Below are 13524 nucleotides of genomic sequence, written 5' to 3' on the forward strand. Positions count from 1 at the left end.
GAGGCGCCTGCTCGATCACTTCGAGCAGGCGCGGAGGGTGAGAAGGCCGGCTAAGCCTCCGGCGGAATTCCCTGATGGGTTTGTTCGCGGCGCCGGAGTCTCTCGCTCGATATACTGCTGACCTGCGGGAACAGCGATCCGGAGCGCCGCCGGGAAGATCAAAATGATATGCAGGCAGTCGACCGCTTCAGGACTTATTTCGGCGATGTGGCGATATATGCGCCGCTTCGTGATTCTTTCTCGACCCCAGCACGGTGTTGATCTGGCGAGTGATCTCTGAATGCGCGCCGACTGGTTCATGCGAATCAGGTATTTGGGTGATGCACGTGCTTGTCCGGCTCGGTACTGTTCCTCGGCGCACCAGAGTATTTGGGGGTTGAAGTGGCACGACGTGGTTTCTTTGCCGAGCTGAACTATCAGGCTCAGCAGGCCGAGAAGCGCCGCAGGCAACAGGTGGCCGCAGCCTATCGGGCGCAGGCTGCCGCACAGCGGGAAGCTGAACGCGCTCGGAGGGACTACGAACGAGCTGCCGCTGCGTCAGCCCGCGCGAGTGCCGCCGAACAAGTGGAGGCGCAGAAGCTTGCTGCACGCATGCATGTTGATGCGCGAACAGCTGAGGCGGCTGCGATGAATGCCGAACTTGCGCAATTGTACGAGGATATGAACTGCCTTCTCGCATCCACCCTGGATGTGGACGACTACATTGATCTGGAGTCTCTCAAGATCAAGACTGTGGAGCATCCCCGATTCGAACCCGGGCCGCTGGCTGATCCCGTGCCTCCGATGCCGTCCCTGATCTACCCTCCTGAACCTGTCTACCGGGAACCGGCCGCCCCGACCGGACTGTCGAACGCCTTCGGCGGGAAGAAGCGGCATGAGGCGGAGGTTGCCAAGGTCCGTGCCGCCTACGAGGTCGCTCATCGGGGCTGGCATGAGCATTGCGCTCGCCTGCACGCCGACTATATGGCTGAGTATGAGCGGCGAAAGCGGGCTGAGCAGGAACGTGTTCATAGACTCAACGCTGCTGAAGAGGAATACCGACTTCAGTGTCGGCAACGCGAGGCCGAAGCCGAGGCGCAGAATCAGCACCTCTCGCAATTTATCAACGATCTGGCCTTCGATGTTGAATCCGCCATTCAGGACTACGTCGGAGTCGTGCTGTCCAACTCCGTCTATCCCGAGGCGTTTCCGATCGCCTACGACCACAGCTTCGACATCAGCAGCCGTGAGCTTGTACTCACCGTTATCGTCCCGGAGCCTGGTGGTCTTCCGGCGGTCAAGGAATACAGGTACGTGAAAGCAAAGGATGAGATCGTGCCCACCGCATTGCCGGTGAAGGAGCGAAAGGATCGCTATGCCAGTGCCGTATGGCAGGTCGCGCTTCGCACCTTGCACGAGATATTCGAGGCGGACCGCGCGGGGAAGATCCGATCCGTGGCGCTCACCGTGGCTGCCGATCGGCTTGCGCCGGCGACGGGGCAACCGGAGCGTATCCCGTTCGTGCTCGTGGGAGCCGACCGCGAGCACTTCGGCACCTTCGACCTGGCTCATGTCGTCCCGCATGCGACCCTCAGTTACCTCGGGGCCGCACTGTCGAAGTCGCCATTCGACTTCGTGGCCGCCGACAGCAGCGCTGGTGTCCGGGTCCGAGGGCGGTAGGCGTGCGGTTCAACCCGCCACCGGGATGGCCGCAGCCACCAGCGGGATGGTCCCCGCCCGCTGGATGGAACCCTGACCCTTCCTGGCCCCCACCGCCGACAGGGTGGCAGTTCTGGCTGCCCGACGTTCCGGAACCATCGGGGAATGCGGCAGCGGAGTCGCCGAAGGGGCCGAGTCGCCTCGTAGATGATTTGTCTGCGACCCACAATCAAGGTGCAGCCTTACGTGTGCCCGTCGCTGGTGTGGTCTCCGACTCCTTGGCCATCGATTCAGCGGTGGCCGGTCATGGAACGGGTTCTCTACTCGCTCACATCGCCGAGCTGGAAGCCGCGTTAGCGCAGGCCAAGGGGCAGACCGCAAACGGCGTCGTCGAGCTTGACGATCAGCGCGTGTTGCAGGATGTCGGGATCTACCGGTATCACCATCCCCTTGAAGATGCGGCAGCATACAAGGAACGGCTTCGATCTCTCGAGGTCGAGATGGATACGATCGTCAAATCCGGGCGCGCCGTTCTTGCTGCCGACATGTTTACCTTTTCCGGCTCGCTGGCCAAGGGTCGTAAGATGACCGCGGATCTTTCAAAACTCATGCTCAGGGCTTATAACGCCGAGGCGGATAACTGCGTCCGTTCCCTGCGTTCGGGAAATATCGTGACGGCGAAGAAACGCCTTCAATCAGCCGTCACGGCGATCGAGAAGCTTGGCGCGATCATGGAGATGCGGGTCAATCCGGAATATCACGTTCTTCGAGTGCGGGAGCTCGAGTTGACCGCTGACTTTCAGGTGAAGGTTCAGGAGGAACGTGAGCGAGCCCGGGAAGAGCGCGAGCTCCTGCGCGAACAGCGTCGTGCGGAGCAGGAGCTGGCCGCAGAGCGTGAGCGTCTCGAAAAAGAGCGGGCCCACTATCAGAGCGCCCTTGAGTCCCTGCGTTTCCAGGGCGATCAAGCCGCCATAGCAGAGCTTTCCAGTCGATTGGCGCAGATTGACCTGGCCATTGAGCAAAATGACTATCGAATCGCTAACATTCGCGCTGGCTACGTATACGTCATCTCGAACATCGGTGCCTTCGGGCCGGATGTAGTCAAGATCGGCATGACGCGTCGACTCGAGCCTCTCGATCGGGTCCGAGAACTTGGCGACGCATCCGTGCCGTTTCCGTATGATGTGCATGTTCTGTATTTCTCCAACGACGCCATCACTCTCGAAAACGAGTTGCACAAAGAGTTCGCCGGGCGGCGAGTAAATTTTGTGAACGAGCGGCGCGAATTCTTTTTCGCCACACCGGCTGAAGTTCGAGAAATTCTCGAGAAGAAGACCGGTGGATTGCTGGAGTTCACCGAGAAGCCTCAGGCTGACCAGTATTTCCAAAGCAAGGGGAGATGGCCGCGGACATAAGATAGTAGGGTGCCGCCGCCGGCCAGGGCCGTCGGTGCTCTTCGACGCCTCCTCGCCGTGAGGAAGTCAGGAAAAGCGGCAGGCGGCGGGGGCAGGTACGAGGATCTCTCTGACAAGACGGCTGGACGATGCCGCAGCGTTGCCACGGCATCGTCCGGACTGTGTCAGGCGACGGTGAGGGCCGTGTCGTCGATGGTGAACGTGGTCTTCAGCGACGAGTCCTCGGTGCCGGTGAAGGTGAGCGTGACGGTCTGCCCGGCGTAGGCGGCCAGGTTGTACGAGCGCAGCGTGTACGCACTCGCGTTCAGGTTGGAGAACGTCTGCAGCGTGGCCGTGCCGACCTTCACGGTCAGCTTGTCGTACTGGGTGCTGGTCGTCGTCTCCGAAGTGGTGATCTTCAGGTAGAACGACAGCGTGTACGAGCTGCACCCGGTCGGCAGCGTCACCGACTGGGTCAGCGTGTCGGTGTGCGTCGAGCCGTAGCCGCCGAGCTTCGCGTCACGCGTGCCGGTTCGCGGGGACGCGTCACCGGTGTTGGCGCCGATCACCCCGGTCGTGGCGGTCCACGGTGTCGTCCCGCTCTCGAAGCCGTTGTTGCCGAGTTTCTGACCGGTGCCGGTGCACGTGCCGGTCCCGTTGATCGTCAGCGTGTAGGAGGCGGTGCGGGTCACCGAGCCCGTTCCGGTGACGGTGATCGGGTACGAACCCGGTGCGGCCGCCGCGGTCGTCGTGACGGTCATGGTCGACGATCCGCCGGACGTGACCGATGCCGGGCTGAAACTCACCGACACACCGGACGGGGCACCCGAACTGGACAGTGCGACGGTCTGTGCGCTGCCGGAGGTGGTGGCGGTGCTGACCGTGGTGGTGGCCGACGAGCCCGGGTTGACCGAGCCGCTGGCCGGGCTGAGCGCCACCGAGAAGTCGTTGGTGGTCGACGCGGCCGTGGTGAGGGTCCACGCGGCGTACAGCTCGGCGTTGGCCCAGCGGCCCAGCGAGGTGGTGTTGACGTTCGAGGGGTACGTGTCGCACGCCTTGTGGTAGCAGGGGTCGTAGGCCTGCCCGGCGGTACCGCCCCACTTGGTGACCTGGGCACTGGTCTTGGTGTAGCTGGCCCCGGTCGAGTTGATCGACGCCGGGATGCCCGCGTTACGGAACGAGCCGTCGTCGCTGCAGCACTCGGTCGACGTCTCGGTCGGCACGCTGATCGAGGTGAAGTACTCCCGCAGCTTCACGGCGACCGCGTCGGTCCCGGTCACGAAGTAGCCGCCGTTGGTGGAGGCGATCATGTCGAACGTGCCGTACGCCTTGATCGCGCTCTTCTGGGCGGTGGTCAGCGAGTTGACGTAGAACTTGGAGCCGATCAGCCCCTGCTCCTCGCCGGCCCACCAGCCGAACCGCAGGTGGTTGGTCATCGTCGGGTTGTTCGCGGCCAGCTGGAGTGCGGCTTCGAGCAGGGTGGCCGTACCCGAACCGTCGTCGTTGATCCCCGGCCCCGCCGACACGCTGTCGGAGTGCGCCCCGAACATGTAGGTGTTGCTGGTGTCGCCGCCCGGCCAGTCCGCGATGATGTTCTTCGCCGAACCGGAGCAGGTGGTGCAGGTCTGCACGGTGACGGTGTAACCGGCCGCCTGCAGTTTCTGCTGCAGGTAGGTCGTCGTCGCGGTGTGCCCCGCCGTGCCGGTGGCCCGGTTGCCGCCGTTGCTGGTGGCGAAGTTCTGCAGCTGCTGCAGGTGGGCGTTGACGTTGGCGACGTTGACGGTCGGCGGGGCCGCGAGCAGGGCGGCACTGGTCGCCGGCGCGATCTCGTCGGTCGACGCCGACACCGGGAGGGCGCTGAGCACCAGCGTCACCGCGGCGAAAACAGCTAGGGCAGGTCCTGCCGTCACCGTTCTGAGTTTCATGGGGGGTCCTAGGGTCTAGGCCGATTCTTGGCTGGCCGTAGAAGAACAGGAACGCGCCGCGAGGCACAACATATCGAAATGCTTATATCTCTTTGTCAGGTTGGTGCCACACCGCGTCGTGAACGTCCTGACGCTGAGCGCGGCCTCTACACTCGTGCTCGTGACGACCTCGCCCGCCGTCGTCGGTGACCTCGGTGACGAGCTGAAACAGCTCCGGTGGGTCACCGATCTGCTGGTCGCCGGGTCGCTGGCCACCGGCGACTACATCCCGCGAGTCAGCGACCTCGACCTGGTCGCGCTCACCGACGGGCCGGTCGGGCCCGAGCGGATCGCCGCCCTCGAGGACGTCCATCGCCGTCTCGACAGCGGATCCGGCAAGGGGTACGCGCTCGGCTGCGTCTACGTCGACGCCGCCACCGTCCCCGACACCGAGGTGCGGCACCCGACGTGGACACACGGGCAGCTCGTCCACCGGATCCTCTCCGGAGTGACCCGGGCCGAGCTGGCGTTGCACGGCTACGCGGTGTACGGGCGGGCACCGGCCGGCGTCTTCCCGGCGGTCTCCGGCGACGACATCCGTGCCGCCGCCCACGCCGAGCTCACCGGTTACTGGGCGTGGGCCGCACGACGCCCCTGGCTGTGGCTCGACCCGATGATCGCCGACCTCGGCCTCACCTCGATGGCCCGCGGCCGGCACGCCCTCACGCACGGCGAACTGCTCACCAAGACCCGCGCGATCCAGCAGGCCCGCGCACCGCGGTGGCTGCGCGACCAGCTCGGCGCCCGTCGCCGCGGCGAGACGATCCGATCACCCCGGCTGCGCACGGCGGCCATCGCCTGGCGCGACGCGGCCATGACGGTGGGCGCGGCGAAGAGGCGCGGCGTCAGAGGCTGATCCGGGCGGCGAGCCCATGCCGCGTACGGACCTCGCCGCGAGTGGTCGTCAGCGCCGCTTCAAGTCGCCCGGGACAGGTGAAGAGGCGCGGCGTCAGAGGCTGATCCGGGCGGCGAGTTCATGCGGCGTCCGGGCCTCGCCGCGACTGGTCGTCAGCGCCGCCTCAAGTCACCCGCGACGGCGGCGGCAACCGGCCGGGTCTCCGGTGATGCCGGACAGCCTGAGTTGATCAAGCCTCTGAACTGCGGGTTTTACGACCCTGATGCGGTCGCCGTTGGGTGCCGATCTGCGCTGCGGGCGCGTTTCCGCGGCCTGCCGTGCGCGTTCCTGTGGCCTGCCGGTCGTGCGCCTCCGGCCCGCCGGTCGTGCGCGTGCGGCCTGCCGGTCGCGGTGTTCCGCCCTCGATCCGCGGCCCGCCACCTCCCGATCTTGGTCGCTTTACCACCGCTTCCGGTGGTCAGGCGCTCAAGTTCGACGTCGCGGTGACAAAGCGTCCAAGATCGGCGGGGTTTGCCCGCCGAAACTGCCGGACACGGCGCCGACCCTGACCGCTGTCGCGAGGAGGAGGTGGCGGTGGCGCAGATCGGGCTGGCCGTGACCGCTGTCTCCACTCGCGTGAGGCGGCGGTGACAGCCAGCTGGCCAAGATCAATGTCTCAGCCGAATCCCCGAACGACAGGATTCCCGAGCTCCCGGCCGACGGTCGTGGCCGTGGTCGGCGGCGGCGGACCGCGTGCGGTGCGTGGGCGTGGGGGTGCGGTGTGGGGCTTCGGGCGGTGGATGGGGTGCGGTGGCTGAGCTGGCGTTGTTGTGCCTGGAGGTGTGGTGTGGGGCTCGGGCGGCTCGTGGGGGTGCGGTGGCTGAGCTGGGATTGGTGTGCGTGGGGGAGCGGCGCCGGACGACGGCCGGGCCGGCGAGGGGGTGGGTCATCGCCCGGGGCGGTTCACCGGCCTTTTCCGGGGGTGGGGCTTCTCCGGAGCCGTACCGGAAAGAAGGAAGGGTGAGAGAACGCGGACCGGGACCGGGGGTTGTCAGCCGCGGAATCCGGGCGGGCGGGGGAACAGGGCCGGGACGCGGCGCATGTGTTCGGCGTAGGCGGGGCGGCGGATCAGTGAACGGCGGTCCATCATCGGCACGCTGACGAAGGTGAACAGCAGGACCATGGTGACCGGGCCGATGACCGTCCACCACCAGTTCGGGGCCGCGGCCAGGCCGAACAACCACATCCCCCACCAGAAGGTGATCTCGCCGAGGTAGTTGGGGTGCCGGGAGTGCCGCCACAGGCCGCGGTCGATGATCGCGCCGCGGTTGGCCGGGTCGTCGGCGAAGCGGTGCAGCTGGCGGTCGGCGGTGGACTCCAGCAGGATCGCGCCGGCCGTGACGGCGACGGCGATGATGTCGAGCAGGCCCCAGGGGCGGCCGGTCACGGTGGTCGCCGGCCAGACGGCGAGCAGGCCGGCGAAGACGACGAGGGTCGGCATGAGCTGGATGCCGCCGAGGTTGATCAGCCACCAGGGGACGCCGGCCGGTCGTTGTTCGCGTAGTTGGACGTACCGCCAGTCCTCGTGGCTGAGGCCGCGCCAGGACAGGGCCCAGTTGGCGGTGAGCCGGATCGACCAGGCGAGCACCAGGACGAGTACGGCGATCTGCCGGCCGGTCAGTGGTGGGGACAGGGCCACCCAGGCGATGACGATGATCGCGGGGGCGACGCTCCAGTACGGGTCGTAGAGGCTCGCGTTGGCCACCAGCATGCTCGCCGCGAACACCACGAGTGTGGCGGCCAGGTCGGCGTAGAAGGTGACGAGGAGTCCGTGCCCGTCGACGGCGGCGGTGACCGCCCAGGCGGCGAGCCCGGCCGCCAGGTAGGCGAGTGTCACGACGGCGAACCCGGCCGGCCGCGAGGAGCCGGCCAGGTTCCCGCCGATCCGGTAAGTCATGGACGGAGACTAATGTCTCCGGCTTGCGGAAGGGAACGCCGGAACTCAGCCGGGCAGGGCCACCGCGGTGGGAGCCGGATTGCGGGTGGTGGTGCCGTCTCCGAGCTGCCCGTTGGCGTTGTTGCCCCAGCACCACAGGGCGTTGCCGGTCCGGATGCCGCAGCCGTGGTAGCCGATCGCGAAGTTCCCGGTCCAGTCGGTGGCGGTGCCGACCCGGGTCGGGGCGTAACGGTTGACGGTGGTGCCGTCGGCGAGCTGGGCCTCCATGTTGTTGCCCCAGCACCACAGGCTGCCGTCGGTACGCGACGCGCACGCCGAGTTGTCGTTGCCGGTGACCCGGGCCCAGGTGGACGCGGTACCGACCTGGACCGGTGTGGTCTGGTAGGTGCCGGTCTGACCGAGCTGGCCGTAGCCGTTCTCACCCCAGCACCACAGTGTCCCGTCGGTGCGGGTGGCGCAGCTGAACGCGTACCCCGCGGTGACGGTCTTCCAGGTGGTCAGGGTGCCGACCTGCTCGGGGGTGGCGCGGTAGTTGAGGATGCCGAGGCCGAGCTGTCCGGTGGTGCTGTCGCCCCAGCACCAGAGGGTGCCGTCGGTGCGGGTGGCGCAGGTGTGGGCGTAACCGGTCGTCACGGTGGCCCAGTTGGTGGCGGTGCCGACCCGTACCGGGGCGTTCTCGGTGTAGGAGGAGAGCCCGGTGCCGAGCTGGCCGGAGCGGTTGAAGCCCCAGCACCACAGGCTGCCGTCGGTGCGCACGCCGCAGGTGTGGCTGTCGCCGGCGCTGACGGTGGCCCAGTTGGTGGCCGTGCCGGCCTGCACCGGGGCGGTACGGGTGGTGGTGGAGCCGTCGCCGAGCTGGCCCCGGAAGTTGTTGCCCCAGCACCACAGGGTGCCGCCGGAGCGGACCGCGCAGTTGTGCAGGAAGCCGGCGTCGATCGACGTCCAGTCGGTGGCGGCGCCGACGCGGGCCGGGGTGGTGCGGTGGTTGGTGGTGCCGTCGCCGAGGGCGCCGGTGTAGTTGCCGCCCCAGCACCAGAGCGAGCCGTCGGCGGGGATGGTGCAGGTGTGTGCGTAGCCGGTGGCGACGCTGGGGGTGGTGGCGGCCGAGGCTGGGCTGCCGACCAGGCTCAGCGCCACCACCGCCAGCGCGAGGACGAGGGAACGGAACTTGACCATGTGCTCACTCCGGGGATGGGGAACGGGTGGGAGTGGGAGCGCTCCCACGCGTTCATATCATCGACACCGAGCAATGGACAAGCGGCGGGGTCAGGCGAACGTGGAGAAGATGTGGGTCGTCGTCGACCGGTAGGTCTCGCCCGGGCGCAGCACCGTCGACGGGAACTGCGGCTGGTTGGGGCTGTCCGGGAAGTGCTGGGTCTCCAGCGCGAACGCGTCACCCTGCCGGTAGGTGAGCCCGCCCGTGCCGCGCAGCTTGCCGTCCAGGAAGTTGCCCGAGTAGAACTGCAGGCCCGGCTCGGTCGTCTCGATCGTCATCTCCCGCCCGCTGGCCGGGTCGCGCACGACCGCCGCCGTCCGCAGGCCGTCGCCGGCGTTCAGCACGTAGTTGTGGTCGTAACCGCGGCCGATCCCGAGCTGCGGGTGCTCCCCGCGGATCCGCTCGCCGATCGGGTGGAACTCACGGAAGTCGAACGGCGTGCCCGCCACCTCGGCGATCTCCCCGGTCGGGATGAGCGTCGCGTCGACCGGCGTGTAGTGCTCCGCGTCGATGCGCAGCAGGTGGCCCTCGGTGGTGCCGCTGCCCTCGCCGGACAGGTTCCAGTAGGCGTGGTTGGTCAGCGCGACGACGGTGGCGCGGTCGGTCTCGGCCTCGTAGTCCAGGCGCAGCGCACCCCGCTCGTCGAGGGTGAACGTGACGCCGGCCCGCAGCGTTCCCGGGAAGCCCTGCTCGCCGTCAGCCGACGTGTAGGTCATCCGCACGCCGCCGTCGACCTCGGTGGCCGTCCAGACCCGCTGGTCGAAGCCGTGCGAACCGCCGTGCAGGGTGGTCTGGCCCTCGTTCTGCGCGAGCTTGTAGCTCTCCCCGTCCAGCGTGAAGCCGCCACCGGCGATCCGGTTGGCGTAGCGGCCGACCGTCGAGCCGAGGAACGGGTTGCCGGCCAGGTAGGCGGGATCGGTGTACCCGGCCAGGTCGGCGAACCCGAGCGTCACGTTGGCGAGGTCGCCGTTCCGGTCCGGCACCAGCACGGACTGGATCGTCGCGCCCCAGGTGAGGATCGACACGGAGACGCCACCCGCGTTGGTCAGCGTCCACTTCTCGATGCCCGTGCCGTCGGCCAGCTCGCCGATTGTCACCTTGTCGATACTCGTCATGGGCGGCATCGTGCCAGATAAGCGGTGACTGTTAACGTTCACCTCGGCCGGTAGGCTCTCCGGCATGCGCTTCGACTGCCACCAGCATCTCTGGCCTCCGGCGCTGGTCGCAGCGTTGCGGCAGCGCGACGCCATGCCGTTCCTGCGGGACTGGACCCTGCACCTGGAGGGCGAGAATCCCTACCAGGTCGACCCGGCCGCCCACGATGTGGAACGCCGGCGCGCCGCCGAGAGCGCCGGCCGGGTCCTCGTCTCGCTCTCCAGCCCGCTCGGCATCGAGCACGACCCCGGCGGTGCCGAGCTCATCGACATCTGGCACGCGAGCGCCCTCGACCTGCCCGACCCGTTCCACCTGTGGGCCGCCGCGTCGGTCGCCGCTCCCGACCCGGCCGCGCTGACGAAGATCCTGCGCGAGGACCGGGTCGCCGGCCTGCAGCTGCCCGCCACCGCCCTCGGCAGCCCCGACGCCATCGCGTTCGTCGAACCGCTGCTCACGGTCCTCGAACGGGCCGGTAAACCGCTGCTCGTCCATCCCGGTCCGGCCGCCGCCGAACCCGGCGAGCTGCCCGGCTGGTGGCCGGCGCTGGTGCCCTACGTCGCCCAGATGCACCGCTCCTGGATGGCCTGGCACGTCGCGGGCCGCCACAGCCACCCGAGCCTGCGTATCGCGTTCGTCGCCCTGGCCGGCCTCGCCCCGCTGCACCACGAGCGCCTCTCGGCCCGCGGCGGGCCCGCCTTCGTCGCCGACCCGAACGTCTTCTACGAGACGTCCTCGTACCGCACCGACGCCATCGCCGCCGTCGCCCGCGTCGTCGGCCCGGCCGCCGTCGTCCACGGCTCCGACCGCCCCTACGCCGAGCCGCTGGACCCCTTCGCCTACCACGACGCCTACTTCACCGCGAATCCCGCACGGTTACTTCGATAACCCCTTTTCCGGTACGGCCACCGCTCCCACAACCGCAGCCCACACCGTCCCCGGACCTACCCCGCGACGGGGCTGCCCGCTCCCGCCCGACAGCGCGGCCGCCGGGGCGTATGCGACGGTCACCGCCTGGTCCGCACCGCTGTCTCGACGGCTTCGAGGCAGCGGTGCGGACCGGCCGTGACGTCAGGGACCGGTGACCAGGTAGGCGACCTGGCTGCCGCTGTTCACCGTCGCACCGGTGTTGTTGATGACCCGGTTGATCGTGCCGGTGCCGCCGAGCGACACGGTGACCATGCTGGTGAAGCGGACCCCGGACTTGTTCGGGACCTCGAAGGCCCGCTCGTTGACCACCGACGGGTTGACGTTGAAGTAGGCGTACGAGCCGAGCCCGTAGGCCTGGTGGTTGTTGACCGCGTCGGCGACCTTGTAGGCGGCCCAGCCCCGGGTCGAGCCGTTCATGTACGCGGCCTGGTTCGGCGGGTCGTAGGGCATCTCGTTCTGGTAGAAGTACGTGCGCCCGTTCTCCCCGTTCCAGATCGTCTGGTACTTCTGGTAGTGCTCGACGAACAGGCCGTAGAAGGTCATGTCGTCACCGTTGACGATCAGTCCGGTGTCGGCGGTGTTGATGTTCCAGCCGACGGTGCCGTTGTTGCCGTGGTCGGCACGCCAGATCCAGGTGTGGTCGCCGATCACGTCGTCGCTGTTGACCTGCAGGCTGACGGTGGCCTTGCCGGCGATCGAGCCGCCGATGCGGAAGAACACGTCGTGCAGCGAGGTCGGGTTGGCCGAGTGGTCGGTGGACGAGCCGTTCGGGCCGACCTCCAGGAGCAGCGGCGAGTTGGTGGTGCCCGCGTCGAACATGATGCCGGCGACCTTCACACCGTCGACGTCGGCGACCCGCATCGGCACGATGCCGTTCTGCGGCACGAACGTGGCCAGGCCCAGGCCGAGCACCACGGTGTCGGCCCGGTTGACGTTGATGGTCTGGTTGATGTTGTACGTGCCCGGCGTGACCAGCAGGTGGTAACCGGCGGCGAGAGCGGTGTTGATGTTGGCCGCGGTGTCGCCGGGCCGCACGATGTAGAACCGGCTGAGCGAGATCGACTCACCGGCCGGCGTGCCGCCGGCCCAGGTCGTGCCACTGGTGTTGCGGCGCAGCGCCGGTACGAACACGCGGTACCCGCCGTTGCCGTCGACGTACAGGTACGGCTTCTCCCGTACCACCGGCGCCTGTCCGATGTTGGTGTAGGGAGGATTGGGGAAGCTGGTGGCCGGGGCGCCCTGCACACCGACGAACACCTGGTTCCAGTTCCGGCCGGTCCACGACCCGATCTGCGAGTTACGGGTGATCCACTGCTGCTGCGAGCCGGAGTCGATCTGCCCGTCGATCTTCGTGTCGGAGATCCAGCCACCCGACGACCAGCCGCCGTCGGAGAGCGCCAGGTTTCCCCGGACATGCATGCGGCGGTACGGGGCGGCCTGTGACACCGACCAGCGGTCCAGGCCACCGGTCGGGTTGACCGCGAGGCCCTCCGCCGAACGCCAGAAGTTCTGCGTCGCGTTCTGCGAGCCGTCCGGCCACCAGTCGGCCTCGACATGCACCCGGCCGTTGATCGTGGTCTGCCCGGGGACCAGGCCCAGCCCGGCGACCTGGGTGAAGAAGCCGACGTTGGCGTCGACGTTGTAGGTGCCCGGCTTGAACAGCAGCGCGAACCGCTGGGTCCCGAACTGGTTGGTGACCTGCTGGTTGAAGACCGTGTTCAACCGGTTCTGGATGCTCGAGGCCGTCATCGACGGGTCGAACACCGACACGTTCGGGCCCAGGTCGGGGTTGGTCACCGGGGTCTCGTTCGGCGGCGTCGTGGGCGGGGTGGTCGGCGGCGTGGTGGTGCCGCCGGACAGCGTCCACCGCTGGTTGGCCGACCCGGCGCACGTCCAGATCTGCAGCCGGGAACCGTCGGCGGTGCCGTTGCTCTGCACGTCCAGGCACTTGCCGCTGGCCTGGTTGACGAGCGCGCCGGAGGCGTTGAGCGACCACTTCTGGGTGGTCACGCTGTCGTAGCAGGTCCACAGGTGGGTCAGCGAGCCGTCCGCGGTTCCGTTGTTCGCCACGTCCAGGCACTTGCCCTGCGACTGGACCTGACCGTTGTCGGCCAGTGTCCACCGCTGGCTCGCCACCGTGCTGTAGCAGGTCCAGATGTGGATCGCGGCGCCGTCGGCGGTCGAGCCGTTGGCGACGTCGAGACACTTGCCGCTGCCCGCACCGACCAGCGAGCCGGCGCTGGCCGCGGAGGCGCTGGTGATGCCGAGGATGCCGAGGCCGCCGACGACCGCGGTGGTGGTGGCGACGGTGAGTAGTCGTCGCCTGATTGACGGGATGCCAGTCAACGGCATGGGGAACTCCCTGTGTGAACAACGGAACGTGGCGGACCTCCTGCCCAGCCGACGTAACGGAGATGGAACACTCGCGGCTTATACAT

The 13524-nt window shown here is 67.9% G+C and carries 9 protein-coding genes; 4 read left to right on the forward strand and 5 right to left on the reverse strand.

The features are described from left to right. Positions 1-330 precede the first annotated feature (330 nt). Positions 331-1659 (forward strand): hypothetical protein, encoded by a 1329-nt coding sequence (locus ACFO0C_RS42710; RefSeq protein WP_378072561.1) that lies wholly within the window; start codon positions 331-333, stop codon positions 1657-1659. A gap of 227 nt (positions 1660-1886) precedes the next feature. Next, positions 1887-3053 carry a DUF4041 domain-containing protein gene (locus tag ACFO0C_RS42715; RefSeq protein ID WP_378072562.1) on the forward strand — a complete coding sequence of 389 codons (1167 nt, stop codon included), beginning with the start codon at positions 1887-1889 and terminating at the stop codon, positions 3051-3053. Positions 3054-3217: 164 nt separating this feature from the next. Here the strand turns inward: ACFO0C_RS42715 and ACFO0C_RS42720 are convergent, their stop codons facing one another. Then, positions 3218-4957: a M28 family peptidase gene (locus tag ACFO0C_RS42720; RefSeq protein WP_378072563.1), complete on the reverse strand. Its 1740-nt coding sequence runs from the start codon at positions 4955-4957 to the stop codon at positions 3218-3220. Between the two features lie 160 nt (positions 4958-5117). On the opposite strand from ACFO0C_RS42720, the gene ACFO0C_RS42725 reads away from it, so the two are divergent. Further along, entirely contained in the window at positions 5118-5852 is a 735-nt protein-coding gene (locus ACFO0C_RS42725; protein WP_378072564.1) for a nucleotidyltransferase domain-containing protein, read from the forward strand. Positions 5853-6882: 1030 nt separating this feature from the next. Here the strand turns inward: ACFO0C_RS42725 and ACFO0C_RS42730 are convergent. From ACFO0C_RS42730 to ACFO0C_RS42740, 3 genes are all read right to left on the reverse strand, one after another. Continuing rightward, the gene (locus ACFO0C_RS42730; RefSeq protein WP_378072565.1) at positions 6883-7788 is read right to left on the reverse strand and encodes a DUF1295 domain-containing protein; all 906 of its coding nucleotides are present in this window, start codon (positions 7786-7788) and stop codon (positions 6883-6885) included. Between the two features lie 45 nt (positions 7789-7833). Then, complete coding sequence (locus ACFO0C_RS42735; RefSeq protein ID WP_378072566.1) at positions 7834-8964, reverse strand: RCC1 domain-containing protein; 1131 nt, start codon at positions 8962-8964, stop codon at positions 7834-7836. 90 nt (positions 8965-9054) lie between these two features. Further along, entirely contained in the window at positions 9055-10119 is a 1065-nt protein-coding gene (locus tag ACFO0C_RS42740; RefSeq protein WP_378072567.1) for an aldose epimerase family protein, read from the reverse strand. A gap of 64 nt (positions 10120-10183) precedes the next feature. Here ACFO0C_RS42740 and ACFO0C_RS42745 point away from each other — a divergent pair, with 64 nt between their 5' ends. Continuing rightward, complete coding sequence (locus ACFO0C_RS42745; RefSeq protein ID WP_378072568.1) at positions 10184-11044, forward strand: amidohydrolase family protein; 861 nt, start codon at positions 10184-10186, stop codon at positions 11042-11044. Between the two features lie 183 nt (positions 11045-11227). On the opposite strand, the gene ACFO0C_RS42750 is transcribed toward ACFO0C_RS42745, so the two are convergent. Further along, positions 11228-13438 (reverse strand): ricin-type beta-trefoil lectin domain protein, encoded by a 2211-nt coding sequence (locus ACFO0C_RS42750; protein WP_378072569.1) that lies wholly within the window; start codon positions 13436-13438, stop codon positions 11228-11230. Between the last annotated feature and the right edge of the window lie 86 nt (positions 13439-13524).

Source organism: Actinoplanes subglobosus (assembly GCF_042650585.1).
Taxonomy (GTDB): domain Bacteria; phylum Actinomycetota; class Actinomycetes; order Mycobacteriales; family Micromonosporaceae; genus Actinoplanes; species Actinoplanes subglobosus.

What these genes read in the sequence shown, in the direction of transcription:
- ACFO0C_RS42735 (WP_378072566.1), bottom strand. Translation starts at nt 8,964, where the DNA reads ATGGTCAAGTTCCGTTCCCTCGTCCTCGCGCTGGCGGTGGTGGCGCTG.
- ACFO0C_RS42720 (WP_378072563.1), bottom strand. Translation starts at nt 4,957, where the DNA reads ATGAAACTCAGAACGGTGACGGCAGGACCTGCCCTAGCTGTTTTCGCC.
- ACFO0C_RS42750 (WP_378072569.1), bottom strand. Translation starts at nt 13,438, where the DNA reads ATGCCGTTGACTGGCATCCCGTCAATCAGGCGACGACTACTCACCGTC.
- ACFO0C_RS42745 (WP_378072568.1), top strand. Translation starts at nt 10,184, where the DNA reads ATGCGCTTCGACTGCCACCAGCATCTCTGGCCTCCGGCGCTGGTCGCA.
- ACFO0C_RS42730 (WP_378072565.1), bottom strand. Translation starts at nt 7,788, where the DNA reads ATGACTTACCGGATCGGCGGGAACCTGGCCGGCTCCTCGCGGCCGGCC.
- ACFO0C_RS42740 (WP_378072567.1), bottom strand. Translation starts at nt 10,119, where the DNA reads ATGACGAGTATCGACAAGGTGACAATCGGCGAGCTGGCCGACGGCACG.